General features: G+C 72.4%; 22 protein-coding genes. 12 read left to right on the forward strand and 10 right to left on the reverse strand.

Annotated elements, in window-relative coordinates; genetic code table 11:
• Positions 1-539: 539 nt before the first annotated feature.
• Positions 540-1628, reverse strand: coding sequence for a glycosyl hydrolase family 8 (locus tag HEQ75_RS20950; RefSeq protein WP_168034069.1), 1089 nt, complete (start codon positions 1626-1628; stop codon positions 540-542).
• A 205-nt stretch (positions 1629-1833) separates the two neighbouring features.
• Complete coding sequence (locus HEQ75_RS20955) at positions 1834-3639, reverse strand: aminopeptidase P family protein (protein ID WP_328734554.1); 1806 nt, start codon at positions 3637-3639, stop codon at positions 1834-1836.
• A 195-nt stretch (positions 3640-3834) separates the two neighbouring features.
• Between HEQ75_RS20955 and HEQ75_RS20960 the strand changes: the two genes are divergently transcribed.
• Entirely contained in the window at positions 3835-4254 is a 420-nt protein-coding gene (locus tag HEQ75_RS20960) for a DUF1127 domain-containing protein (RefSeq protein ID WP_168034070.1), read from the forward strand.
• A gap of 110 nt (positions 4255-4364) precedes the next feature.
• Here the strand turns inward: HEQ75_RS20960 and HEQ75_RS20965 are convergent, their stop codons facing one another.
• The 3 genes from HEQ75_RS20965 to HEQ75_RS20975 form a co-directional block, all read right to left on the reverse strand.
• Positions 4365-5288, reverse strand: coding sequence for a 50S ribosomal protein L11 methyltransferase (locus HEQ75_RS20965; RefSeq protein WP_168034071.1), 924 nt, complete (start codon positions 5286-5288; stop codon positions 4365-4367).
• 193 nt (positions 5289-5481) lie between these two features.
• Complete coding sequence (locus tag HEQ75_RS20970; RefSeq protein WP_168034072.1) at positions 5482-7716, reverse strand: ATP-dependent helicase; 2235 nt, start codon at positions 7714-7716, stop codon at positions 5482-5484.
• Entirely contained in the window at positions 7713-8213 is a 501-nt protein-coding gene (locus HEQ75_RS20975; RefSeq protein WP_328734558.1) for a pentapeptide repeat-containing protein, read from the reverse strand. Before HEQ75_RS20975 ends, HEQ75_RS20970 begins: the two co-directional genes overlap by 4 nt.
• Before the next feature lie 46 nt (positions 8214-8259).
• Here HEQ75_RS20975 and HEQ75_RS20980 point away from each other — a divergent pair, with 46 nt between their 5' ends.
• A complete protein-coding gene (locus tag HEQ75_RS20980) occupies positions 8260-9201 on the forward strand; it encodes a hypothetical protein (RefSeq protein ID WP_235962021.1) in 942 nt (313 codons plus the stop codon).
• A gap of 66 nt (positions 9202-9267) precedes the next feature.
• Positions 9268-9678 carry a hypothetical protein gene (locus HEQ75_RS20985; protein ID WP_168034075.1) on the forward strand — a complete coding sequence of 137 codons (411 nt, stop codon included), beginning with the start codon at positions 9268-9270 and terminating at the stop codon, positions 9676-9678.
• Between the two features lie 21 nt (positions 9679-9699).
• On the opposite strand, the gene metF is transcribed toward HEQ75_RS20985, so the two are convergent.
• On the reverse strand, positions 9700-10632 hold the full coding sequence (gene metF / locus HEQ75_RS20990) for a methylenetetrahydrofolate reductase [NAD(P)H] (RefSeq protein WP_168034076.1): 933 nt from the start codon (positions 10630-10632) through the stop codon (positions 9700-9702).
• A gap of 260 nt (positions 10633-10892) precedes the next feature.
• On the opposite strand from metF, the gene HEQ75_RS20995 reads away from it, so the two are divergent.
• From HEQ75_RS20995 to HEQ75_RS21005, 3 genes are read left to right on the forward strand one after another with little or no spacing between them, the layout of a single operon-like run.
• Positions 10893-11669 (forward strand): MlaA family lipoprotein, encoded by a 777-nt coding sequence (locus tag HEQ75_RS20995; RefSeq protein WP_235962022.1) that lies wholly within the window; start codon positions 10893-10895, stop codon positions 11667-11669.
• Positions 11670-11698: 29 nt separating this feature from the next.
• Positions 11699-12340 (forward strand): MlaC/ttg2D family ABC transporter substrate-binding protein, encoded by a 642-nt coding sequence (locus HEQ75_RS21000; protein ID WP_168034078.1) that lies wholly within the window; start codon positions 11699-11701, stop codon positions 12338-12340.
• A 6-nt stretch (positions 12341-12346) separates the two neighbouring features.
• Complete coding sequence (locus HEQ75_RS21005; RefSeq protein WP_168034079.1) at positions 12347-13372, forward strand: enoyl-CoA hydratase/isomerase family protein; 1026 nt, start codon at positions 12347-12349, stop codon at positions 13370-13372.
• Between the two features lie 28 nt (positions 13373-13400).
• Here the strand turns inward: HEQ75_RS21005 and HEQ75_RS21010 are convergent, their stop codons facing one another.
• The gene (locus HEQ75_RS21010) at positions 13401-14153 is read right to left on the reverse strand and encodes a GntR family transcriptional regulator (RefSeq protein WP_168034080.1); all 753 of its coding nucleotides are present in this window, start codon (positions 14151-14153) and stop codon (positions 13401-13403) included.
• A 175-nt stretch (positions 14154-14328) separates the two neighbouring features.
• Complete coding sequence (locus HEQ75_RS21015; RefSeq protein ID WP_168034081.1) at positions 14329-14724, reverse strand: hypothetical protein; 396 nt, start codon at positions 14722-14724, stop codon at positions 14329-14331.
• Positions 14725-15027: 303 nt separating this feature from the next.
• Here HEQ75_RS21015 and HEQ75_RS21020 point away from each other — a divergent pair, with 303 nt between their 5' ends.
• The gene (locus HEQ75_RS21020) at positions 15028-15792 is read left to right on the forward strand and encodes a glycosyltransferase family 2 protein (RefSeq protein WP_235962023.1); all 765 of its coding nucleotides are present in this window, start codon (positions 15028-15030) and stop codon (positions 15790-15792) included.
• A 23-nt stretch (positions 15793-15815) separates the two neighbouring features.
• Here the strand turns inward: HEQ75_RS21020 and HEQ75_RS21025 are convergent, their stop codons facing one another.
• The gene (locus HEQ75_RS21025) at positions 15816-16511 is read right to left on the reverse strand and encodes an SIMPL domain-containing protein (protein ID WP_168034083.1); all 696 of its coding nucleotides are present in this window, start codon (positions 16509-16511) and stop codon (positions 15816-15818) included.
• A gap of 156 nt (positions 16512-16667) precedes the next feature.
• Between HEQ75_RS21025 and HEQ75_RS21030 the strand changes: the two genes are divergently transcribed.
• From HEQ75_RS21030 to HEQ75_RS21050, 5 genes are all read left to right on the forward strand, one after another.
• On the forward strand, positions 16668-18083 hold the full coding sequence (locus HEQ75_RS21030; RefSeq protein ID WP_168034084.1) for an amidohydrolase family protein: 1416 nt from the start codon (positions 16668-16670) through the stop codon (positions 18081-18083).
• A 97-nt stretch (positions 18084-18180) separates the two neighbouring features.
• Positions 18181-19158 carry a Bug family tripartite tricarboxylate transporter substrate binding protein gene (locus HEQ75_RS21035; RefSeq protein WP_168034085.1) on the forward strand — a complete coding sequence of 326 codons (978 nt, stop codon included), beginning with the start codon at positions 18181-18183 and terminating at the stop codon, positions 19156-19158.
• Positions 19155-20300, forward strand: a complete 1146-nt coding sequence (locus HEQ75_RS21040) for a mandelate racemase/muconate lactonizing enzyme family protein (protein ID WP_168034086.1) — start codon at positions 19155-19157, stop codon at positions 20298-20300. Before HEQ75_RS21035 ends, HEQ75_RS21040 begins: the two co-directional genes overlap by 4 nt.
• A gap of 72 nt (positions 20301-20372) precedes the next feature.
• Positions 20373-21281, forward strand: a complete 909-nt coding sequence (locus tag HEQ75_RS21045) for a DMT family transporter (RefSeq protein ID WP_168034087.1) — start codon at positions 20373-20375, stop codon at positions 21279-21281.
• A complete protein-coding gene (locus HEQ75_RS21050) occupies positions 21281-22843 on the forward strand; it encodes a D-aminopeptidase (protein WP_168034088.1) in 1563 nt (520 codons plus the stop codon). The genes HEQ75_RS21045 and HEQ75_RS21050 overlap by 1 nt, the downstream gene beginning before the upstream one ends.
• Before the next feature lie 76 nt (positions 22844-22919).
• Here HEQ75_RS21050 and HEQ75_RS21055 read toward each other — a convergent pair whose 3' ends face one another.
• Positions 22920-24320: an amidase family protein gene (locus HEQ75_RS21055; RefSeq protein WP_168034089.1), complete on the reverse strand. Its 1401-nt coding sequence runs from the start codon at positions 24318-24320 to the stop codon at positions 22920-22922.
• Positions 24321-24333 lie beyond the last annotated feature (13 nt).

The raw sequence follows: 24333 nt of genomic DNA on the forward strand, positions 1-24333 counted from the left end.
CCTGGGACGGCGCGGGCCAGGGCTGCGCCGCGGGCGCGTCCGGCCAGCTCGGGCGGGCAGGCTCGGCCCAGCTCGGCGGCGGCGCCTGCCAGGCCGGCGGCTGACTCGGCTGGGGGGCCGGCTCGGGCCAGGCGGAAGGCTGCGCCGACGGCTCCGCCCACGCCTGGGCCGGGGTGGGCGGCTGGGTTGCGGCGTGGCCCTGCTGGTGGGCCTGCTCCTGCGGGGCGGGCCAGTGCTGGGTGGGCGGCTCGGGTGGCTGCCACGGCTCGGCAGGGGGCATCCCCTGCTGCTGGCCAACCTCGGCCGCGGCGTTCATCGCAGCACCCAGCAGCGCGTACGGATCCGCTTCCGGCGCCGCCAAGGGCGTGCGGACCGGCTCATTTCCGAAACTGCGGTAACGGATGGCCGGGGCCCGCAATGCGGCAGCAACCCGAGCCACATCCGTATCTTGGCGCATACGAGCTTAACCCCCAATCGCGGTGCAACATGCCGTGGCCGCGACGGTTAGGGAATACCCAATCTCTGTCGTCGGAGCACTTCTATATAGAAGCCGTCAGCGAGTCTCTCCAAGCGAGACGCACGAGTAGCGTCAGGACGGAAGAATAATAGTCACCCGTCTCATCCAATGACGGCCACTCGGGCATTGGCGCCGCCTCCCCATGCCGCGATCTCGCCAATTGGGCGATAGCGCGGATGCCGGGGGAGGCCTCATAGGGCGAGATCGCGTCCGAACCAAGATCCGTCCAGGCCGGCAGGCGACCATGCCGTGGGTCGGACCAGAATCGCACCGCGCTGGCCGCCGCCGGCTCCCGTCCCATCCCGGCCCAGGCCAGGTAGAGCGGCACCCGGACCGCATCGTAGGAGAAGCGGGCCGGCCAGCCTGGCGCCGGCACCGGGCGCCCGCCGGTGCGTGGCAGCGCGACCCAGTCCGCCGGCAAGGCCCAGCGGCCGAAGCGGGCGCGACGCAGCAGGTTCAGCCCATCCGCCGCCAGCCGCAGCCACAGCGGGTCCGGCACCGCCTGGGCCAGGGCACGGAAGGCGGGAAAGGCATAGTAGGAGGGGTTCACCACCACATGCTCGCGCTGCTCGAAGCCGGTCGCGCCGGGCAGCAGCACCGTCTCCTCCGCCACCTGGCGGACCAGCAGGCGCAGCACGTCGCGGGCGATCGCCACCCCCTGCTCCACATACGCGGCCGAGCGCCAGCGATGGCCTGCCCGCAGCAGCGCCCAGGCCACCATCAGGTCGCCATCGGTGGCATTGTTCGGATCGTCCACCGCACCACCGCCCATCCCGTCCGGGCGGTAGCGCCAGGACAGCAGCGCATCCCCGGGCCGCCCCAGCACGCGCCGGGTCCAGCCGAGGACCTGGTCGAAGGTCTCCCGGTCCAGCGCCTGCTCGGCGCAGAGCAGCGCCCAGCCCTGGCCCTCGCTGTGCGAGATGCTGCCATTGGCCGGATCGACCACCCGCCCTTCCGGCAGGAGATAGCGGGCACAGAAGCTGCGCCATTGCTGTGTGTCCAGCGGTGCGTCCTGCGGCAGGCGGCCCGCACGCAGCGGGACCGCGGGACCCGCGACCAGGGCCGGGGCGGACAGGACGAGGAGGGAGCGGCGACGGAGGTGTGGGGGCATGCCGGCCTAGGGTCGCAGCAGCAGGTGAAGCGGAGGTTGACCGCCGCATTCAACAACCATCTGGTGCACAGGTAAACCAAATACTCGCATAAGTTGCGTAACGATTGGCGCGGATGTAGGCAGGACACACCAGATCGCCCTGCCAACAACCCGGCTTGGCACCGACGGATCAGGCCCGTCGCGACCACCGGCTGCCCGCGATCCCTCAGCCCAGGGGGGCGCAGGCTTCCGCCAGCCAGTCGCGCTCGGCCTGCGGCAGCAGCGGGCCCACCATGGCCAGCACCCGCGCGTGATAGGCGTCCACCTGCACGCGTTCCGCCGGCGCCAGCAGGCCGGGCACCACCAGCCGCCGGTCGTAGGGGGCCAGCGTCAGCGTCTCGAAATCCAGGAAGGGCTTCACCTGGTCCTGCAGGCCGGCCGCCGGGCGCACCAGCAGCAGGTTCTCGATGCGGATGCCATAGGCGCCGGGCAGGTAGTAGCCGGGCTCGTTGGACAGGATCATCCCCGGCTGCAGCGGCACCGGCCGGGCCGTGCGGCTGATGCCGGCCGGCCCCTCATGCACCGAGAGGAAGCTGCCGATGCCGTGGCCGGTGCCGTGGTCGTAATCCAGCCCCTCCGCCCACAGCGCCTGCCGGGCCAGGGAATCGAGGTGCGGCCCGGCGATGCCGGCCGGAAAGCGCAGCGCGGACAAGGCCAGATGGCCCTGCAGCACGCGGGTGTAGCGCCGCGCCAGCGCCGCCGGCGGCGAACCGGGGCCGGTCCATAGCGTGCGCGTCACATCCGTGGTGCCGTCCCGGTACTGCGCGCCGCTGTCGATCAGATAGGCCTCGTCCGGCCCGATCGCCCGGTCCGTCGCCTCGGTCGCGCGGTAGTGGATGATGGCGCCATGCGGGCCGGCGCCGCTGATGGCGGGGAAGCTCTCGCCGACGAAATGCGGGCCTTCCGCCCGCAGGGCCAGCAGCCGGGCGGCGGCGGAGATCTCCGTCTCACCGCCACCGGGCGCCACCTTGGCCAGCCAGGCCAGGAAGCGGCACAGCGCCACCGCGTCGCGCCCATGCGCCGCGCGCGCGCCGGCCTGTTCCACCACATTCTTGCAGGCGCGCGGCATCCGGCAGGGGTCCTCCCCGGCCACCGGTTCCGCCCCGGCGTCGCGCAGCGCCTGGCCGAACCAGGCCGGCGTCACCTCCGGGTCCAGCCGCACGCGCGAACCCGCCAGGCCGCGCAGCACGGGCGACAGTTCCGCCGGCGGCAGCAGCGACACGGCATTGCCCAGATGCGCCCGCAGCGCCGTATCGGCGCGGGCGGGGTCCAGGAACAGGTCCACCCGCGCATCCGCATGCAGCACCGCCACCGCCAGCGCCAGCGGGGTGAAGCCCAGGTCGCGGCCGCGGATGTTCAGCAGCCAGGCGACGGAATGCGCATCCGCCAGCACCACCGCGGATTGCTCCGCCTGGCGCAGCGCCGCCGCCGCCGCCTCCCGCTTCGCCGCGGCCTCCTGTCCGGCGAAAGCCATCGGATGCGGCTCGGCCGGGGCGGTGGGCGGCGCCGGGCGGTCCAGCCAGACGGCATCCACCGGGTTGGTGGCCAGCGGCACCAGCGCCACGCCCGATTCCGCCAGCCGCTCCAGCGCCGCCTGGGGGTGCAGCCAGGGGTCGTAGCCGATGCGCTGGCCGCGCGCTTCCGCCCGCAGCACGCTGGCCGGCGGCTGCTCGATCAGGTGGCGGTGCTGCCACAGCGCGCCATCGGTCTCCGCCGCCGCCTGGGTGGTGTAGCGGCCATCGATGAACAGGAAGGCGCGGTCGCGCAGCACCAGGGCCAGGCCGGCGCTGCCGGTGAAGCCGGTGAGCCAGGCCAGGCGCTCCGCCGAGGGCGGCACGTATTCGCCGAGGAAGGCATCGGCGCGCGGCACCAGCACGCCATCGACACCGAGGCGCGCCAATTCGACCCGCAGGGCCGCCAGGCGCGCCCCGGCCGTGGCGGGAGTTTGAGGCGAAAGGGTGCGGTCGATCACGGCGGTTATTGCCCGAGACCTAATGATGAAACATATGTCCACAGTGTTTCATGCGACCAGCGCATGGCTTCGCTGTTGCCTTGGCGCATCACCTGTGACCCCCGGACCCCTATGTTGCATCTGCGAAGCGCGGTGGCCCAGGCCGGATCCTGAAACGCAGGACGGCCAGGCGACCCGCAGCAGACAGAGGTCATCATGAACGCCCGCCACAGCCTGGAACAGGCCGCCATCTTCCACCCCGCCGCCCCCGACCGCACCGCCCGCGAGATCGAGGTCCTGCGCCACGCCGCCATCCGGGCGCGCGACCAGGCGATCGCCGACGGGGTGGTCCGGGCCTTCACCAGCCTCGGCCGCGGCCTCGCCTTCCTCGGCCGCACCCTGGTGATCTGGTCCGAGCGCAGCCGCACCTACGACAACCTGCGCAACCTGACCGACCGCGAACTGGCCGATATCGGCCTGACCCGCGGCGAAATCAGCCGCGTCTTCGAGCCGGACTTCCGCCTGCCGGTCGCCACCGCCACCAAGGCAACCGTGACGATGCCCGCCAAGGCCCCGGTCCAGACGCTGGCCCCGGCCAACGCCAACCGGCCGCGTCCCTCGGCCGCCGCCGCCTGAGTTACCCGCCCGCGCCGCTCCGGCGGCACGGACGCGGAAGCGCGAGGCCGGCCCCGCAAGGGCCGGCCTCGTTGCATGTCCCTCAACCCCAGCCAGCGACCCCGCCCGGCTCAGCGTCGGCGACGCAGCACCAGCGTGGCCCAGGCCCCCTGCGGCAACCGACGCTCCAGCACCATGCCGCGCCGGCGATGCGCCGCCAGCACCATGCGCACCTGCGTCCCCAGCAGCCCGGCCAGGATCGCCACGCCGCCCGGCGCCAGGCCCACCGACAGATCCTTCGCCATGGAACACAAGGGCCGCGCCAGGATGTTGGCGAACACCAGGTCATAGGGCCGCCCGGCCCGCACATGCCGATCGCGCCAGCCATCCGCCAGCCGCGCCCGCACCAGCCGCCCCACCCCGTTCATCCGCGCATTGTCCTGCGCCACGCGGACGCTCCAGGGCTCGATATCCGTCGCCAGCACCGGCCGCCGCAACCGCTTCGCCGCCGCCATCGCCAGGATGCCCGAGCCCGTGCCCAGGTCCAGCAGCCGCCGCAACCGCCGCCCGCGCCGCGCCACATCGTCGAAGGCCACCAGGCACCCCCGGGTCGAGCCATGCTCGCCCGAGCCAAAGGCAATCCCCGCATCCAGCTTCAACACGGTGCGCCCGTAGATCCGCGCCTCCGGCAAATGCGTCGGCCGCACCAGGAAGCCGGCGCCGATCGCCTGCTCCCCGAAACTCGCCACCGTCCGCGCCAGCCACCCCTCGGCCTCCACCGGCGCGGACTGCACCACCGGCTCGAACCCGCCCGACACCAGGCTGGCCAGGGCCAGGGCCCCCGCCAACTCCTCCGCCCCCTGCCCCTGCGGCCGAACCCCCTCCACCCGCCAGGTATCCGTCACCTCGTCCCGGAAAATCGCGACGGAGGGGCAAACCCGCAGCAAGGCCGCCTCGAAGGCCGGCACCACCTCCTCCGGCAGGCCGTCCATCCACACCGTCTCCAACGGATCCGCCCGCCGCGCCTGACGCTGGGCATAGACATCACGCGACATGCAGGCGGGACCTTCTCATCCGGGAGGGTTGGCTGGGTTTGAGGGTGGGCGAAGTCGCACAGGGGGGCGGGAGGGGCGCTGCCCCTCCCGCACCCTCCCCGCCAAAGGGCGGCGGCCCTTTGGAAACCCCTTAATCATGGGCAGGTGCAGGGGGGAGTCCCCCCTGCACGCACCCGCGCGACCCTTCGCCGCCTCACACCTCGCTCGCCTTCCGGACGAAGCGGTCCAGCACGCGTTTCGCGCCGGTGTGGTCGAAGGTGATGTCCAGGCGGTCTTCGTCGATGTCGTTGATGGTGCCGTAGCCGAATTTCTCGTGGAACACCCGTTCGCCCTTGGCCAGGCTGGTGGCGCGGGGCGGGCGTTCGCGCTGGTCCCAGGGGTTCACCTCGGTCAGGCGGGGGCGGCGGGCGAGCAGGCCCTGGGCGCCGGTAAAGACGCTCGGCGTCTCGGCCAGGCGGTTGCTGCGCTGGGTGGACTGGCCTTCGCGGCTGATCGCCTCCTCCGGCAGTTCGTCCAGGAAGCGGGACGGGATGGCGGAGGTCCAGTTGCCGTAGATCCGGCGGTTGGCGGCGTGGCTGATGATGGCGGTGCGGCGCGCCCGCGTGATGCCGACATAGGCCAGGCGCCGTTCCTCCTCGAGCGCCTTGTCGCCGCCCTCGTCGAGCGAGCGCTGGGAGGGGAACAGCCCTTCCTCCCAGCCCGGCAGGAAGACCGTGTCGAATTCCAGGCCCTTGGCGGCGTGCAGCGTCATCAGCTGGACGCGCTCCGCCTCCGCGTTCTCGTCGGTTTCCATCACCAGGGCGACGTGGTCGAGGAAGCCGGCGAGGCTGGCGTAGTCGCCCATCGCGCGCAGCAATTCCTTGAGGTTGTCCAGCCGCCCCGGGGCTTCGGGGCTGCGATCCGCCTTCCACATGTCGGTGTAGCCGGATTCGTCCAGCAGCGTGGCCGCGGCGACGACATGGCCTTCCGTCTCGTTCACCTGGCGCCAGCGGGCGAAGCCCTGCATCAACTCGCGCAGCGCGGTGCGGGGCTTGGGCTTGAGGGCGTCGGCCTCGGTGATGCGTTCGGCGGCGCGGGCAAGCGGAATCTGCTCGGCGCGGGCCAGCGTGGCCAGGGCGCGCAGGCCGCTGTCACCCAGGCCACGCTTGGGCGTGTTGACGATGCGTTCGAAGGCCAGGTCGTCCGCCGGCTGGTGCAGCACGCGCAGATAGGCCATGGCGTCGCGGATTTCCGCGCGTTCGTAGAATTTCAGCCCGCCGACGACGCGATAAGGCAGGCCGAGGGTGATGAGGCGTTCCTCGAAGCTGCGGGTCTGGAAGCCGGCGCGGACCAGGATGGCGCATTGCGACAGCGGATGGCCGCGTCGCTGCGCCTGTTCGATCCGCTCGCCCACCATGCGGGCTTCCTCCTCGCTGTCCCACAGCGAGACGACGCGCACCTTCTCCCCTTCCGCGTCCTTGCGGCCGGGGCGCAGCGTCTTGCCCAGGCGCCCGGCATTCTTCGCGATCAGCCCCGCGGCGGCGGCCAGGATGGGCTTGGTGGAGCGGTAGTTGGATTCCAGACGGACGATGCGGGCGCCCGGGAAATCCTTCTCGAAGCGAAGGATGTTCTCGATCTCGGCGCCGCGCCAGGAATAGATCGACTGGTCATCGTCGCCGACGCAGCAGATGTTTCTCCGGGCCGGGTCCTCGTGCTGGGCCAGCAGCCGCAGCCACAGGTACTGCACCAAATTGGTGTCCTGGTACTCGTCCACCAGGATGTAGCGGAAGCTGCGGTGGTAATCGGCCAGCACATCCGGGTGGCTGCGCAGGATTTCCGCCATGTGCAGCAGCAGGTCGCCGAAATCCGTGGCGTTCAGTTCCACCAGCCGGCGCTGATAGGCCTCGTAGAGGCTGCGGGCGCGGTTGTTGGCGTAGTCCGAATCCTCGGCCGGGGTGATGCGGGCCGGCGTCAGGCCGCGATCCTTCCAGCGCTGGATCACCGCCATCAGCCCGGCCGCCGGCCAGCGCTTGGTGTCGATGCCGCCGGCGGCTTCCATGATCTGCTTCAGCAGCCGCATCTGGTCGTCGGTGTCGAGGATGGTGAAGTTGGATTTCAGCCCGACCAGCTCCGCATGGCGGCGCAGCATCCGGGCACACAGCGCGTGAAAGGTGCCGAGCCACAGCCCTTCCGCCGTCTGGCCGAGGATGGCCGCGACGCGTTCGCGCATCTCCCGCGCCGCCTTGTTGGTGAAGGTGACGGCCAGCACCTGCCAGGGGCGGGCGCGGCCGGTCATCAGCAGGTGGGCGAAGCGGGTGGTCAGTACGCTGGTCTTGCCGGTGCCGGCGCCGGCCAGCACCAACAGCGGTCCGTCCAGGGTTTCCACCGCCTGGCGCTGTTCCGGGTTCAGCCGGGCCAGGTAGTCCGGCGGTGCCGCGGAGAGGCTCATTGGCAGGCGCCGACGGACCCGGCGGCGCAGACCCGGCGCCCATCGGTCCAGGTGGCGCCGTCCAGGATCACGCCGGTGAAGTCGGCGCCGACAAGCTGCGCGCCGGTCAGGTCGGCTTCCGTCAGGTCGGCGCGGTACAGCCGGGCGCGGCGCAGATCGGTGCGCACCAGCTTGGCGCCGCGCAGCACGGCGCGGGTGAAGTCGGCTTCCCGCAGCGTGGCGCCGGTGAAGTCCGCGCCGCGCAGATCGGCGGAGACGAAGCGGGCATAGGGCGCTTCGGCCCGGGTCAGGTTCGCCCCGGCCATGCGGCTGCGCTGCAGGGCGGTGTCGCGCAGCTGCGCGCCGGTCAGGTTGGCCCTTTCCAGGTCGCCCCCGTCCAGGCTGCAGCGCCGCCAATCCACGCCGGGGCCGGGCGGGTCGGTGCAGGCGGCCAGCGCGGGGGCGGCGCCAAGCAGGCCCAGCAGGGCGAGGATCAGGGTGTGATGACGTCCGGGCACCCAGCAGATATAGAACACAGGTCGAACAACTCCAACCTCGCACCCGTTGGCGCCCCCGCACTTGCTCCGCTTCCTCGAATGGTCGGCGCGCCACGGCGCCGCGCTGCTGGGCTTCGGCGTGTTCATCGGCGTGCTGGTGCCGCCGCTGGCCGCCGCGACGCGGGACGTGGTGACGCCGGTGGTCGCCTGCCTGATGACGCTGGTGCTGCTGCGCGTCGATTTCGGCCAGGTGCTGGGTTATCTGCGCCGGCCGATTCTGGTGGCGGCGCTGCTGGCCTGGGTGCTGCTGGCCTGCCCCGTGATCGTCTTCCTCGTGGTGCGGGTGCTGGGAATGGAGGGGCCGCTGGCGGCCGCCCTGGTCATCATGGCCACCGGCTGCGCCGCCACCTCCTCCCCGGCCTTCGCCCGCATGGTGGGGCTGGACGGGGAGATTTCCCTGGTGGTGGCAGTGCTGTCGACGCTGCTGGTGCCCTTCACCGCGCCGCCCCTGGCGCTGGGGTTGATGGGGATCGACCTGGCGATTTCGCTCGGCGGGCTGATGGCGCGGCTGGCGCTGGTGGTGGGGCTGCCGCTGGCGGTGTCGCTCGTGATCCGCCGCCTGGCCGGGCCGGCGCGGCTGCAGCGCTATGGCCGTGGCGTGGATGGCGCGGTGGTGCTGCTGGTGGTGCTCTACGGCTTCGGCGTGATGGACGGGCTGCAGGCGACGATCCTGGCGGAGCCGCTCTGGGTGCTGGGCGGGGTCGCGCTGGCCTTTGCCGGCAATTTCGGCCTGAACATCCTGACGGCGCTCGCCTTCCTGCGGGTGGCCGGGGCGCGCGTGGCGCTTTCGGGCGGGCTGCTCTCCGGCAACCGCAACATGGCGCTCTATCTGGCGGTGCTGCCGGCGGCGACCGATCCGCGCATCCTGATGTTCTTCGCCCTGTGCCAGTTCCCGCTATTCCTGTCGCCGATGCTGCTGCGCCCCGTGTATGAGCGCCTGCGGTCCTGAACCCCCCTTGCGGGATGCCGCGCTTGCCCCTTGTGATGCGGCAGTAACGGCAGGAGGAACGCCGAGATGGCATGGCCAGACCCGCAGCGCCCGGGTGAGCCCGCGGATGCCTCGCGCCCCTGGCATTGGGTGGCGCGGGTGGAGGATGCGGGCGGCGCGCCGCTGCCGATCGGCTGGAACGGCGCGCTGCGGCAATGGATGGTCTGGGATGGCAGCGCGCTGACGGCGGTGGAGGCGGCGCGCCGATTCCGCTACCTCGGCCCCTGCCTGACGCCGGAGGAGGTGGCGGCAGCCCGCACCGCCCGGGCGGCAGCAGAGGAGCCGCGCGGCCTGGCGGCGCTGGCCGCTTCCGCCACCCCGCCGCCGCCGCCCGCCATGGTGTTCCGCCGCGACGCGGTGCGGAACCACCTGCTGATCTTCGCCGGCACGCTGGCGGGCACGCTGTTCCTGGCGGAGTGGATCATCGGCGCGCGCTGACCCCTCCCCCGGTTCCGCCGGCTACGCCTTCCGGGGCCGCGCGCCCAGCAGATGGGCAATGGCGTAGCTGAGATCGGCGCGGTTCAGGGTATAGAAGTGGAACTCGTCCACCCCGTTCGCCTGCAGCAGGCGGACCTGCTCGGCCGCGACCACGGCGGCGACCATCCGCCGGGTTTCCGCATCCTCCTCCAGCCCGTCGAACAGTCGTTCCATCCAGCCGGGAACCGATGCCCCGCACATGGCGCTGAATTTCTTCACCTGCGTGAAATTCGAAACCGGCAGGATGCCGGGGACGATCGGCACCGTGATTCCGGCGGCGGCGCAGCGATCGATGAAGCGGAGGTAGACATCGGTGTCGAAGAAGTACTGCGTGATGGCCCTGGTCGCCCCGGCGTCGATCTTGCGCTTGAGGAAATCCAGGTCCGCATCGGCGGAGGAAGCGGCCGGATGCGTTTCCGGATAGGCCCCGACCGAGATGTCGAAATCGCCGATCCGACGCAGCCCGCGCACCAGGTCCTCCGCCTGGGCATAGCCGCCCGGATGCGGGGTGTAGGTGGCGGCGCCGGCGGGCGGGTCGCCGCGCAGGGCCACGATATGGCGCACCCCGGCCTCCAGGTAGCCGAGGGCAACCTCGTCGACCTCCGCCTGGGTGGCGCCCACGCAGGTCAGGTGCGCCGCCGGGGTGAGGGAGGTCTCCCGCGCCAGCCGGGCCACCGTCTCATGCGTCCGGGTCCGGGTGGTGCCGCCGGCGCCATAGGTGACGGAGACGAAGCGCGGTCCCAGCGGCTCCAGCCGCCGGATCGCCGCCCACAGGGATTGTTCCAGCGCCTCGTTCTTCGGCGGGAAGAACTCGAAGGAGAGCTTCGGCGGCGGCATTTCGGTCGGCACCGGCAGGCCGGCGACGCGGGGTCCGGTCAGCCAGCGCTGCAGCGTGCCGGGAAGGGCCATGTCCATCGGGCGGTCTCTCTTGCAGGCCAGGGCGGGAATGCCGAAGTCAAGGAGTGGACGTCGCGGCATCGCCAGCCGCGAAACTTCACGGTACGTAACTTCACCGGCACCACCGTTCCGCTGGCGCCGGTGCCCGCATATAAGGGGCGATGCGCGTCCCAGGAAGGCCCGGGCCGCGACGGCCTTTGCATGTCCGGCCGCCCGCTCCCGGAGGTCACACGTTGATCCGCTTTCGTCGCACCTTGCCTGGCCAGTCCCGGCGCCCCTTGCTGCGGCCCGTCCTGGCGCTTGCCATCGCGCTGGGCCTCGGCGCCTGCGCCACCCGGCCGGACCCCTCGGATGCGGAAGCCGTGGCCGAGTTCCGGCTGAACAACGACCCGCTGGAGCCGCTGAACCGCGGCGCCTACTTCGTCCATCAGGGGCTGGACACGCTGCTGCTGCGCCCGGCGGCGGAGATGTACCAGATCTTCCTGCCGCCGGAGGTGCGGGTCGCGATCCGCAACGTCCTGGCCAATCTGCGCACCCCGGTGATCCTGGTCAACGACCTGCTGCAGGGCGAAACCCAGCGCGCCGCCACCACCACGGGCCGCTTCCTGGTCAACACCACGGTGGGCATCGGCGGCATCTTCGACCGCGCGACCGATTTCGGCCTGCTCGGCCACACCGAGGATTTCGGCCAGACCCTCGCGGTCTGGGGGGCGCCGGAAGGCCCCTACCTGTTCATCCCGGTGCTCGGCCCCTCCAACCCGCGCGACGTGGTGGGCTTCGGCGGCGACCTGGCGATGAACCCGATGACCTATGCCGGCAGCGGGCAGACCATGGAGGCCATTACCATCACCCGCACCGGCCTCACCGCGCTCGACACCCGCGAAGGGCTGATCGCCCCGCTCGACCAGGTCAACGCGACATCGCTCGACCCCTACGCCACGCTGCGTAGTGCCTACCGGCAACGCCGGGTGACCGAGATCCGCAACCAGGCGGGGGGCGGCCAGGCCACCTCCGACCTCGGCATCGGGTCCGGCATCCAGGGTCTGCGGCGCTGAGCCGCACCCGCTGCGAGAAGGATGATCCCATGACCGCCCCACATCGACGCACCCTGCTGCTTGGCCTGGCCGGGCTGGGCCTGGCCGGGCTCGGCCAGGGCACCCCGGCCCGCGCCCAGCAGATGGACATCACCCGCGCCTCCGGCTTCATCCAGTCCACCGGCCAGGAACTGGTGGCCGCCATCAACGCCGCCGGCCCGGTGGCGGAGCGCCGGGACCGCGTCGGCGCCATCCTGCGCCGCGCCGTGGATGTGGACGGCGTGGGCCGCTTCATTCTGGGGCGCTGGTGGCGCACCGCAAGCCCGGCGCAGCATCAGGAATACCTGCAGCTGTTCCAGGAAGTGCTGATCCGCAACCTCTCCTCCCGCTTCGGCGAATACCAGGGCCTGACCTTCACCATGGGCCGCAGCCAGGCGCGAACCGAGGAGGACGTGCTGGTGAACACGGTCATCGAGCGCAGCGGCAGCCCCGCCTTCGGGCTGGACTGGCGGGTGGCGGAAGTGGACGGGCAGCCCAAGGTCGTCGACGTGATCGCGGAAGGCACCAGCCTGCGGCTGACCACGCGCAGCGAATACAGCAGCGTGATCTCCCGCAACGGCGGCAATGTGCAGGCCCTGCTGAACGCCATGCGGCAGCAGATCACCCAACTCGCCGCCCGCGAAGGCGGCTGATCGCGGATGACCGAGGCGAGCGAGCCCACCATTCTTCTGCGGCAGGAGGGGGCCGCCGGCACCCTGGTGCTGAACCGGCCGCGGGCGCTGAACGCGCTCGACCTCGGCATGATCGCCTCGCTGGACCAGGCCTGCGGCCGGCTGGCGGCGGATGCTGCGGTGCGGCTGGTGGTGCTGGAAGGCGCCGGCGGCCGCGCCTTCTGCGCCGGCGGCGATGTGCGGCGCATCCGCGAACTGGCGCTGGCCGGGGATGCCGCCGGGGTCCACGCCTTCTTTGCCGGCGAATACGCGGTGAACGCCGCCATCGCCGGCTTCCCGAAGCCCTGGATCAGCCTGATCGACGGCGTCTGCATGGGCGGCGGCATCGGGGTCTCGGTCCATGGCAGCCACCGCGTGGTGACGGAGCACGCCTTGCTGGCCATGCCGGAAACCGCGATTGCCCTGTTCCCGGATGTCGGCACCTCCTTCGTCCTGCCGCGCCTGCGCGCCGGCAGCCCGGGTGCGATGGGGCGCTGGCTGGCGCTGACCGGCGCGCGGCTGCGCGGGGCGGAGGCGGTGGAGGCCGGGCTGGCCACCCATTTCGTGCCGCGCGAACGCCTGGCCGGGTTGCGCGCGGCGCTGCTGGAAGGCGATGCCGCGGCGGTGGATCGCTTCGCCGAGCCGGTGCCGCCGGGCGCCATCGCCGCCCAGCGCCCGGCCATCGACCGCTGCTTCGGCGCCGAAAGCCTGCCCGCCATCCAGGCCGCGCTGGCCGCCGAGGACAGCGACTGGGCGCGGGAACAGGCCGCCATCCTCGCCCGGATGTCGCCCACCAGCCTGGCGGTGACGCTGGAATTGCTGCGCCGGGGCGCCGGGTTGGACCTGGCGGGCTGCCTGGCGCTGGAGTTGGCCCTGACCGGCCCCGTCACCCGCCACCCGGATTTCGCAGAGGGCGTGCGCGCGGTGCTGGTGGACAAGGACAACGCGCCGCGCTGGGCGCCGGTGCCGGCGGACCTCTCCGGCTTCTTCCCGGCCACGGCTCAGGCGGCCTGACCGCAGGTCGCCGGGCCGGTGGCCCCGGTCAGCGCAGCTTGACGTCGATGCGGACCATGTCGCCGCGATAGATCCCGTTCGCGGCCATCAGCAGCACGCCCTGGGCGTCGATCGCCGCGCGGTGGACATGCGCCACCGGGGCGTTCAGCGGCAGGTGCAGGCCGGCGGCGGTTTCCACATCGGCCGCGCCGATGGTCAGGGTCTGGTGCGCCTCCGCGATCTTCACGCCGGGGATGCTGGCCACCAGGCGCAGCGCCGTCTTGGTGACCAGGTCCTCCTGGGTCACCAGGGGCGAAAGCCGCTCATCCAGCCAGACATCCGCAAGCAGGAAGGGCGCCCCGTCGCGCCAATGGCGCCGGCGCAGGTGGCGGTACAGCGGCGCCGGGCTGCCCTGGCGGGCCGGCACCCCGGCGCCGTCCTGGCCCGGCATGTCCGCCAGGATCTCGATCCGCGCGCCCTCGCGGGACCGCAGCAGGCCGTTCCAGTCGGTCTCGACGTCGCACCACAGGCGCGGCGGCGGCGCGGCGCGGACGAAGGTGCCCTTGGCGCGGAAACGCTCGATCAGCCCCTCATCGGCCAGCTGGTCCAGCGCCTGGCGGATGGTGGCGCGGGCCACGCCGCATTCGGCGGCCAGTTCGTCCACCGTCGGAATCTGGCGGCCGGCCTGCCAGATTCCCTGCTCCACCCGATGGCGGAACAGCGTGGCAAGCTGGAGGTAGCGGGCGACCGCACTGCGGTTGAGGTCTGGGGTGGGGCCCGCGGGCCTCCGGCTCAGGGTCATGCGGCGATCCGTTCGGCGCGGCCGGGCGCCGCGCCGGCGCAGAATAGCGCAGGCGGTGGGCGGGCGGCACCTGTCGCCGCGTGGCCGCCCCGGCCCGGGACCTGTGGCCGCCCCGGCCCGGGACTTGTGACCGCCCCGGCCCGGGAAGCGCGGCCGGCTGGCCGCGCCGTCGGGTTCAGGCGCCGGCGCGCATGATCTTGGGGATTTCCTCGCGGAAGCGGAAGCGGAGCGCGGACCAGGTGTCGTCCAGCGCTACCTGCGTCACCGGCAGCAGCCCCTCGGAGGTCAGCGGGTCCCAGCCATGGTCGCGGTCCAGGTCAGAGCGCACCGGCCCGGTCTTCTTCGGGTAGGCGAACCAGAGCCGGGCACCGATCCCGTAGAGGTTCAGGGCTCGCGGCGCGACCGCGCGCAGCGCGACCTTGTCCGCCGCGAAGGCCAGGATCAGGTCGGCCGCGGCCGTGGCCCCATTGGGCAGGCCGAAGGTCATCCCCGGGGGATTGCCGAGTACCGCACACGCCATGCCAGGGCGGTAGCCCAGCTTGCGTGCCACCTCCCCGATTACGACACCCATTCGAATAGTTTCCGTCACGGAGTTGCCACCATCCAGGGGGCATAGCGCATCTGCTGACGCAGCGCAGCCATGCAATCGGCAGGGCCGCCCTGCGTTTTTGGTCGGCCGGGTTACACTTCACGCATACTAAGTTTCGAGAATCCAGGGCAAAGCGTTATGGTTTGCCTCCCGCACCCTCGCCGCCGCCCCGGCGCGCATGCCAAGCCGACCCGCATGGACCCGCTTCCGCGCGTGACCGCTGTGACCGTTACCTGGCGCAGCGCGGCCCAGATCCGCGGTTTCCTGGCAGCCTGCCCGCCTGGCATGCCCGTCATCGTCGTCGACAATGCCAGCCCGGACGACACCGCCGCCGTGGCCCGCGCCGCGCGCCCGGAGGCGCTGGTGCTGGAGAATCCGGCCAATCTGGGCTTCGGCGCCGGCTGCAACCGCGGGTTGGACCACGTGGCCACCGAATTCGCCCTGCTGGTCAACCCGGATTGCCGGCTGGGTGCCACCGCCATCGCCGCCCTGGTCGCGGCGGCGGAGGCGCATCCCGAATGCCGGCTGGTGGCGCCGCGAATCGAGGACGGCGCCGGCCAGCCGGTGCGGTCCTGGGACGTGGCGCAGCCGCGCCGCCCCAGGCTGCGCCGCGACCGCCGGGCCGAGCCCTGGCCGGAGGGCCGGTTCTGCGCCGACTTCGCCTCCGGCGCCTGCCTGCTGCTGCGCCCGGCCCAGGGGCTGCGCTTCGACGAGGGCTATTTCCTGTTCTACGAGGATGACGACCTCTGCGCCCAGGCCGGCCATGTGCTGGTGGAGCCGCTGGCCCGGGTGCGCCATGCCGGCGGCGCGTCATCCCCGCCGGATGCGGCGACGCGCTGGCGCAAGGCGCGGCACATGGCCTGGTCGCGGCTGCGCTATGCCAGCCGGCATGGCGGCGGGCCGGCGGCGGCGCGCCGCCAGGGGCTGCTCCGCCTGCTGCACCATGCCGGCCGCGCGCTGGGCCATGCGATGACGCTCAGCCGCGGCAAGCTGTGGACCGATCTGGCGGGGCTGGCCGGCACGCTCGCCTGGCTTGCGGGGCGGCGATAGGGAATCGGCCCCGACCGGCCCGGTCAGCGGGGCCGCAGCACGGCGATCGCGGCGACGCTGGCGGCCACCACCGCTTCCTCGGCCACCGCCACCGGCGGGGCGGCGGCGCTGGCGGAGCGCGCCATCATGGCCATTGGCCGCGGGCCACGGTCCGGCGCCTCGATCCGCACCTCCTGCAGCCCGGCCACCTGCAGGCCAAGCTGGGCGGCGACGGCAGCGGCGCGGCGGCCGAGCGCCTCCAGCGCCAGGCGGGAGGCTTCCTCCCGCGCCAGGCGGGTCGTCTCTCGCGTCAGGGTCCAGTCCAGCGACTGCATCGCCAGGCCCTGGCCCTGCAGCGCCCCGGCCAACTCCAGCAGCGCCGGGGCGGCGGCGCCGCGCAGCGTCAGGGTCTGGCTGGCCTGCCAGGCCCGCGCCTCCTCCACCCGCCCGGTCCAGTAGCCGCCGGTCGAGACCTGCACCCCCGGCACCGCCTGGGCACGGGACAGGGCGGCGGTGATGGCGCGGTTCACCGAATCCTGCGCCGCGGCGGCGGTGCCGGCGCGGGATTCGGCGCGCAGCACCGCCACCACCTGGTCCGGGGCGCGCGTCACCTCCGCCGTCTCGGCGATGTGCAGCAGGGTCTCCGCCAGACCGGGGGCTTGGGGGGCCGGCTGGGCCTGCGCGGCGGGCGCCAGCAGCAGGATGGGGGCCAGCAGCAGGGCGCGGATCGGATGCAGCATGCGGATTCCTCCGGGGTGTTGGCGCAGCCTCGGTCGATCCTGCGTCAGGAACACGGCAGCCGCGTGGAAGACGATTGACGGTTGCGCGATGCGGCTCGACCCTCGCCCGGGCATCGTGCGGCGCCGGCCGCCTGCCGGGCCAGGCAAGGAACCGACATGACCGATCTTCTCCTCCGCGGCGGCGTCGTCATCACCATGGACCCGGCACGCCGCGTGCTGCCGGATGGCGCGGTGGCCATCAAGGATGGCCGCATCCAGGCCGTCGGCCCAAGGGCGGAGGTGGAGGCGGCGCATCCGGACGCCGCGCAGGTGATCGAGGCGCGCGGCCGCGCCATCCTGCCCGGGCTGATCGACGGCCACGCCCATGCCGGGCACGGCCTGGTCAAGACGCTCGGCAACAACGACAGCGCCGCCTGGACCGAGGCCTGCCGGGTGATCTACACGCTCGCCTCCCCGCCCAGCTTCTGGCGGGCGGAGGCGAAGCTCGCGGCCTTTGAACGCCTGCGCTTCGGGGTCACCACCGGCGTCTCGCTGCTCGGCGGCGGCGACAGCATCGGCCGGGTGGACGACATTGCCTTCACCGATGCGCATGCGCAGGCGACGGAGGCGGTGGGCATCCGGTCCATCCTCGTGCTCGGCCCGACGCGCCCGCCCTTCCCGCGCCCCTATGTCGGACCGGATGGCGTTGAGCGCCCCGTCTCCTTCGAACAGCAGCTCGATGTCATCACCGCCGGCGTCGAGACCTGGCACGACAAGGGCCGGGTGAAGGTGGCCACCCTGATGCCGGTGTACCGGGAGGCGAAGCACGACCCGGCGAAGGTGAAGGAGATCGAGCGCCAGGGGCATCTGGTGCGGGAGGCCGGGCGGTCCCGCGGCGCCGCCTTCCACCAGGATGGCCACCGCCAGGGCAGCATCGAGATGGCGGACCGGATGTTCGGCCTGCTCGGCCCCGATGCCTGGCTCAGCCACTGCACCGAGCTGACGGAGGCGGATATCGAGACGCTGGTCCGCACCGGGGCCAGCGTGGTGCACAACCCCTCCGCCATCGCCGCCGTGCGCGGCTACTGCCCGGCGCCGCGGATGATGGAGGCGGGGATCACGGTGATGATCGGCTCCGACGCCACGGCGCCGGACCGCTCCGGCGACATGTTCCGCCACATGTTCCAGTGCATCCGCCTGCACCAGCGGCATTACCGCGACGAGACGGTGCTGCCGCCGGGCAAGGCGCTGGAGATGGTGACGATCGACGCCGCGCGCGGGCTCGGCCTGGGCCACGAGATCGGCAGCCTGGAGCCGGGCAAGCTGGCGGATGTCATCACCGTCGATCTCTCCGCGCCGCACATGGTGCCGGCGAACATGCCGGTGGCGCGCGTGGTCTATTTCGCCAATGGGCATGACGTGGTGGATGTGGTGGTGGGCGGCGACGTGCTGATGCGCAACCGCACCTGCCCGCAGCTTGACGCGACGGAGATCGCCACCGCCGCGTGGCGGGAGACGGATGCGATGCTGGACCGCGCGAAGCTGCGCCACCTGGCGGTGGAGGATCCGGGCTGGGGGCTGGTGCGGCGCTGAAGGGGGCGCGCGCCAGGCCCCCCGCCCCAAAGGCTGGCACCGGCCGCCGCCTCGCGCCATGATGCCGCCGGGAAACGTCCGGAACGGAGAACGGCACATGCCGCAACGTCGCACCCTGCTGGCCTCGGCCCTGGCGGGCCTAGTCGCGCCTCGCCTGGCCCTCGCCCAATCCTGGCCCACGCGGCCGGTCCGCATCGTCGAGCCGGGCGCGCCCGGCGGCGGCAACGACACCACCATCCGGCTTTTCGCCCCGCATCTGGACCGTGCCTTCGGCCAGTCCTTCGTCATCGACAACCGCCCCGGCGCGGGCGGCCGCGTCGGCGTGGAGAACGCCTTCCGCGCGGCACCGGACGGCAGCACGCTGCTGCTGGGCAATGCCGGCTCCAACGGCATCAACGCCGCGATCTACCCCGACCTGCCCTATGACCTGGCGAACGACTTCACGCCGGTCTCGCTGCTGGTCACCGGCCCCAACGCGCTGGTGGTGAACCCGCGCATCTTCCCGGTGGAGGACGTCGCCGGGCTGATCGCCGCCATCAAGCAGAAGCCGGCCAACCACTACAATTACGGCAGCGGCGGCGTCGGCTCCTCCGCCCATCTCTCGGCCGAGCTGTTCTGCATGATGGCCGGCGTGCGGATGGAACACATCCCCTATCGCGGCGCCTCGCAGATGGGCCAGGCGGTGATCACCGGGGACGCACCCTTCCTCATCGCCAACATGGTCAACATCATGCCCTTCGTCACCCGCGGCGAGGTGAAGCTGCTGGCGGTGACCAGCATGGAACGCTGGGCCGACACGCCGAATGTGCCGACGCTGCATGAATCCGGCCTCGCGGGATTCGAGACCATCGCCTGGAACGCGCTGTTCGGCCCGCCCGGCCTGCCGCGGATGGTGGTGGACCGGCTGGTGCCGGAACTGCAGCGCATCGGCCAGTTGCCGGAGGTGAAGGACCGCGTGAAGCTGATCGGCGGCCAGGTGGTGACCAGCACGCCGGAAGTGCTGCAGGCACGCGTGCGCAGCGACATCGCCAAGTGGAAGGATTTGGCGACACGCGCGAATATCCGCATCACATGAAGATCGAGCAGATCGCCTTCCGCGGCTTCAACGTCACGCCGAAGACCAACTGGTGCTTCCTGGAGGTGCGGACGGCGGATGGCCGCACGGGCCTCGGCGAATGCACCCTGTCGAACCAGGAACCGCTGGTGCAGGCGGAGGTGGCGCGGCTGGAGGCGATGCTGCGCGGCGCCGATGCGCGGGACCGCAACCGCATCGCCCGCGCCCTGCCGCATGCGCCGGGCGGGCTGGTGGCACTGACCGCGCTCTCCGCCCTGGACCAGGCGCTCTGCGACCTGGCGGCGCAGCGGAACGGGGAGCCGCTATACCGGCTGCTCGGCGGCGCCTTCACCGACGCCGTGCGGCTCTATGCCAACATCAACCGCGGTGCCAACCCGCGCACCCCGGAAGGCTTTGCCGCCGCCGCCCGGCGCGCCCTGGCGGAGGGCTTCGGCGGCGTGAAGCTGGCGCCGTTCGAACCGATGGTGTGGGAGGATGGCCGCACGCCGGCCAACCGCGCCGCCTATGCGGCAGGCCTGGCGCGGATCGCCGCCGTGCGGGAGGCCATCGGGCGGGATGTGGATTTGATGGTGGACGCGCATTGGCGGTTTTCCCCCGGCGGCGCGGCGCAGCTGATCCGCGATGTGGCGGACGCCGATCTGTTCTGGCTGGAATGCCCGGTGGCGGAGGCGAACCATGCCGAGATCGCCCGGCTGCGCGGCCTGGCCAATGCGCGCGGCATGCGGCTGGCCGGGGCCGAGAGCCTGTCGGGCCTGGCCGCCTATCGCCCGCTGGTGGAAGCCGGCTGCTACGACGTGCTGATGCCCGATGCCAAGCACGCCGGCGGGCTGGAGGAGATCCGCCGCATCGCCGCCCTGGCGCAGACGGCGGGGGTGGAGATCGCGCCGCACAACCCCACCGGGCCGGTCTGCCACGCCCATTCCGTGCATCTCTGCGCCACCATCCCGAACTTCCTGGTGCTGGAAGTGCAGTATGGGGAAACGGAGGCCTTCTTCGACATCGTCGCCGGGGAAAGCCTGCGCTTCGTGGAGGGCACGGCACCGCTGCCGCAGGCGGCGGGGCTGGGCATCACGCTGAATCCGGGCGCGATTCCAGCGTGGAAACGCATGGACCGCCCTTGGCTGGACCCGCGCCTGGGCTGATAACCATCGCATGATGGCATCGGCTGCCCGCTTCGTGTCGCGCCCGTCGCCGGCCGGGCGGCTGCCCGCGTGATGTCCGGCTGGGTCGGCTTCACCGTCTCCGCCGCGCTGTTCCAGTGCTGGCGCACCGCGCAGCAGCAGAAGTTGCGCGGGCAGCTTTCGGTCAATGGCGCCGGCGTGGTGCGCTATTTGTACGGCGTGCCGGTGGGGCTGCTGATCTTCGGCCTCTATGCCGCGACCTTCGGCGGCACGCTGCCGGCGCTGACGCTCCCGGTGCTGGCGCTCTGCGCCATCGGCGGCTTCGGGCAGATCCTCGGCACCAACCTGCTCATCATGGCCTTCGGGCATCGCAACTTCGCCGTCGGCACCGCCTATTCCAAGACCGAGGCGATGCAGGCCGCCATCGTCGCCACGCTGCTGCTGGGCGAGCACCTGTCGCTGTTCTCCTGGCTGGGCATCGCGGTCGGCGTCGGCGGCGTGCTGTACCTGTCGCTGGCCGGTCGCGGCACCAGGCCGGCGGAGCTGCTGCGCGGCATCACCCAGCCGGCGGCGCTCTGCGGCATCGGCGCCGGCTTCTGCTTCGGCGTCACCGGCGTGCTCATCAAGATGGCGAACCAGGAAATGCCGGGCGCCGATGTGATCTTCAAGGCGCTGCTGATCCTGGTGATCACCAATGCGCTGCAGACGCTGATGCAGGGCGCCTATCTGGCGGTGAAGGAGCCGGCGCAGTTCCGCGCCGTCTTCGCCACCTGGCGGGACAGCGCGCAGGTCGGCGCACTCTCGGCGCTGGGCTCCGCCTGCTGGTTCTCCGCCTTCGCGCTGGCCCCCGTGGCGCTGGTGCGCGCGCTGGGGCAGGTGGAGATCCTGTTCACCCTGGCCTTCAGCCGCTTCTACCTGCGGGAGAAGGCAACGCGCGCCGACGTCATCGGCGCCCTGACCGTGGTGGCCGGCGTGGTGCTGGTGCTGTGGGGAAGCCGCTGATGTCCGCCCCGTTCGAGACCCGCCTCGACCCGATCCTGCGCGACCTGCCGCGCCGCTACCCCGGCCCCGGCGGTGCCATCGCCGTGCTGCGGGAAGGCGCCGTGCTGGTGCGCCATGCCTGGGGCTATGCCAATGCCGAGCGCCGCATTCCCTTCACGCCGCGCACCCTGTTCCGCCTGTGCTCCATCACCAAGCAGTTCACCTGCGGCGCGATGCTCGCCGCGGTGGGCCAGCCGGAGGCGCTGGATGCCGCCATCCGCGCCCGCCTGCCGCTGCTGGGGGAGGCAGCGCCGCCGGCGCGGCTGCTGGCGCACAACCAGTCCGGCCTGCGGGACTACTGGGCGGTGGCCATGCTGCACGGCGCGCCGGCCGAATCGGCCTTTGGCGAGGTGGAGGCCGCACGCGTCATCGCCGGCACTTCCAGCCTGCATTTTGCCCCCGGCACCCGGTATGCCTACTGCAACCAGAATTTCCGGCTGATCTCCGATGCCCTGCAGGACGTCACCGGCCGCAGCTTTTCCGAATTGCTGCGCCGCCACATCTTCGGGCCCGTCGGGATGGAAAGCGCCTTCCTGGCCGCCGAGACCCGCAGCATGCCGGACGGCACGGAGGGCTATGAGGGCAGCCAGGCCACCGGCTTCCGCCCGGCCGTGAACCGGGTGATCTGGACCGGCGATGCCGGCCTCGGCGCCAGCCTGGACGACCTGATCGCCTGGGAACGGCACATCGACGCGAGGCGGGACGATCCGGACAGCCTGCATGCCCGGCTCGCCGCGCCGGTGGCCTTCGCCGATGGCAGCCCGGCCCCCTATGGCTTCGGCCTCGGCCGTGGCGAGGCCCTCGGCACACCCATCCTCGGCCATGGCGGCGCGCTGCGCGGCTGGCGCAGCCATCGGCTCCATGCGCCGGCGGAGCGGGTATCCGTGGTGGTGATGTTCAACCACCTGTCCGATGCGAACGCCGCGGCGATGGAGGCGCTGGCCGCCGTGCTGGGCGCCGCCACGCCGCAGCCCGACGCCACGCTGCCGCCGCCCGATTGGCTCGGCGCCTATCGGGAGCCGGAGACGGGACTTGCGGTGCGGCTCGACGCCTCAGGCCCGGGCGCGGTGCGGCTGCGCTTCGGCCATGGCGCGGAACGTCTGGAGCTGCGCCCGGATGGCGGCGCCGGCACCGGCCGCACCCGGCTGCGGCCGGTGCCGGGGGGGCTGTGGATGGACCGGCCGCAGGAGAACCAGGCGAGCCTGCTGATGGCCTGCCCCGGCGAGGCCCAGCCCGGCATCGCCGGCCGCTACCGCTGCGCCGAGCTGGAGGCCGAGCTGCTGGTGACGGAGGCCGGCGGCGTCGCCTATGGCGGCTTTTCGGGATTTCTCGGCCAAGGGCGGATGGAGCTGCTGGAGCCGATCGGGCCGGATCTCTGGGCGCTGCCCTGCTGGCGTGCCCTGGACCATACCCCGCCGGGCGACTGGACCCTGGCCTTCCGGCGCGGGCCGGATGGCGCGGTCACCGGGGTGGGGGTGGGGTGCTGGCTGGCGCGGGGGCTTTCGTACGAGCGGGTAGGGTAGCGGCCTCCCCCCACCCCGACCAGCCTTCGGCGTTGCGGCAGTGCCGCCCCCCAGCCGGGGGGAAGGGCGCCCTGCCCTACGCGCCGAAGGGGTCCACCGGGCTCGCCGGCACCCCGGCCGCCTCGATCACCTCCGCCGCGGCGAACAGCAGATCCTCCCGGTACCGCCCGGCCAGAAGCTGCGCGCCGACCGGCACGCGGCCGACCAGGCCGGTGGTCACCACCAGGCCCGGCAGGCCCATAAGCGGCAGGCCGACCTGGGTGAGCTGCGCCTCCATGATCTGCCGGAACCGCTCGGGGCTGCTCACATCATCCTGGTCCGGGAAGGGCAGCTCGGCCGAGACCGGGGTGATCGCCACCGGATAGCGCTCGAAGAAGGTCATCCAGGCGCGCACGAAGAAGGCGCGCTTCTGCAGCCCGTCCATGAAGGCGTTCAGGTCCGGCTCCGGGCACAACGCCTCCATCTGCGCGAAGACGAAGCTGGCATCGGGGTCGGCTTCCTGCCGGAAGGCCGCGTTCAGGCCGCGGCGGCTTTCGGCCAGCCACAGCATGGCCTGGATGGAAGCAGGCTCCCGCAGCGGCGGGCATTCCACCTCCTCCACCACCCAGCCATCCGCCTCCAGGCGCTTCGCGGCGTCGCGCAGCGCAGCCTCCACCTCGGGCGCCGTCGGCATGCCCTCGGGCCGGATACACAGCGCCGCGCGCTTTTCCACGGCCGGGCCGGCATGGGCGGCATCGACCCACCAGGGGTCGCGCACATCCCGCGCGCTCATCGCCGCGAAGGCCAGGCGCAGGTCGGCGATGGTGCGCGCGATGGGGCCGGAGACGGCCATCAACTGCCCGCCCACATGCCGCTCCGCCCCCGAGGCGTTCCAGGCGGGAATCCGCCCGAGCGTCGGCCGCAGCCCATGCACGCCGCAGGCATAGGCCGGGTAGCGGATGGAGCCGCCGATATCCGTGCCATGCCCCACCGCACCGATGCCCGCCGCCACGCCCGCCGCCGCCCCGCCGGAGGACCCGCCCGGCGTGATGCCCGGATCGCGCGGGTTCTTCGTGTGCCCGTGCAGACTGTTGCGGCAGAACCAGCGCAGCGAGAAGGCGGGCGTATTGGTCCGCCCCAGCAGCACGGCCCCGGCACGGCGCAAATTCGCCACCACCGGATTGTCCTGCGTCGCCACCAGATCCTTCTGGATGCGCAGCCCGTTGGTGGTGGCGTAGCCGGTCTGGTCCACATTGACCTTGATGGTCACCGGCACGCCGGCCATCGGGCCGGGGTCCTCGCCGCGCCCGATCGCCGCATCGATCACGGCGGCCTGGCCCCGCACATCCTCCGGCCGATGGTCCACCACGGCGTTGATGGCCGGGTTCGCCGCCTCAAGCCGGGCCAGCGCATCCCGCGCCACCTCCGCAGCGCTCACCTGCCGGCTGCGTACCAGCGCGGCGATCTCGGTGGCGGGCAGGCGCCAATACTCGGTCATCGCGAGACATCCC

This window comes from Falsiroseomonas selenitidurans, from assembly GCF_012103215.1.
In the GTDB taxonomy this organism is placed as follows: Bacteria; Pseudomonadota; Alphaproteobacteria; order Acetobacterales; family Acetobacteraceae; genus Falsiroseomonas; species Falsiroseomonas selenitidurans.

Coding starts and splice junctions, on each gene's coding strand:
- HEQ75_RS21050 (WP_168034088.1), top strand. CDS start 21,281: ATGTCCGCCCCGTTCGAGACCCGCCTCGACCCGATCCTGCGCGACCTG.
- HEQ75_RS20960 (WP_168034070.1), top strand. CDS start 3,835: ATGAACGCCCGCCACAGCCTGGAACAGGCCGCCATCTTCCACCCCGCC.
- HEQ75_RS20965 (WP_168034071.1), bottom strand. CDS start 5,288: ATGTCGCGTGATGTCTATGCCCAGCGTCAGGCGCGGCGGGCGGATCCG.
- HEQ75_RS21015 (WP_168034081.1), bottom strand. CDS start 14,724: ATGGGTGTCGTAATCGGGGAGGTGGCACGCAAGCTGGGCTACCGCCCT.
- HEQ75_RS21005 (WP_168034079.1), top strand. CDS start 12,347: ATGACCGAGGCGAGCGAGCCCACCATTCTTCTGCGGCAGGAGGGGGCC.
- HEQ75_RS21030 (WP_168034084.1), top strand. CDS start 16,668: ATGACCGATCTTCTCCTCCGCGGCGGCGTCGTCATCACCATGGACCCG.
- HEQ75_RS21010 (WP_168034080.1), bottom strand. CDS start 14,153: ATGACCCTGAGCCGGAGGCCCGCGGGCCCCACCCCAGACCTCAACCGC.
- HEQ75_RS21045 (WP_168034087.1), top strand. CDS start 20,373: ATGTCCGGCTGGGTCGGCTTCACCGTCTCCGCCGCGCTGTTCCAGTGC.
- HEQ75_RS21000 (WP_168034078.1), top strand. CDS start 11,699: ATGACCGCCCCACATCGACGCACCCTGCTGCTTGGCCTGGCCGGGCTG.
- HEQ75_RS20950 (WP_168034069.1), bottom strand. CDS start 1,628: ATGCCCCCACACCTCCGTCGCCGCTCCCTCCTCGTCCTGTCCGCCCCG.
- HEQ75_RS21020 (WP_235962023.1), top strand. CDS start 15,028: ATGCCCGTCATCGTCGTCGACAATGCCAGCCCGGACGACACCGCCGCC.
- HEQ75_RS21040 (WP_168034086.1), top strand. CDS start 19,155: ATGAAGATCGAGCAGATCGCCTTCCGCGGCTTCAACGTCACGCCGAAG.
- HEQ75_RS21035 (WP_168034085.1), top strand. CDS start 18,181: ATGCCGCAACGTCGCACCCTGCTGGCCTCGGCCCTGGCGGGCCTAGTC.
- HEQ75_RS21055 (WP_168034089.1), bottom strand. CDS start 24,320: ATGACCGAGTATTGGCGCCTGCCCGCCACCGAGATCGCCGCGCTGGTA.
- HEQ75_RS20985 (WP_168034075.1), top strand. CDS start 9,268: ATGGCATGGCCAGACCCGCAGCGCCCGGGTGAGCCCGCGGATGCCTCG.
- metF (WP_168034076.1), bottom strand. CDS start 10,632: ATGGACATGGCCCTTCCCGGCACGCTGCAGCGCTGGCTGACCGGACCC.
- HEQ75_RS21025 (WP_168034083.1), bottom strand. CDS start 16,511: ATGCTGCATCCGATCCGCGCCCTGCTGCTGGCCCCCATCCTGCTGCTG.
- HEQ75_RS20970 (WP_168034072.1), bottom strand. CDS start 7,716: ATGAGCCTCTCCGCGGCACCGCCGGACTACCTGGCCCGGCTGAACCCG.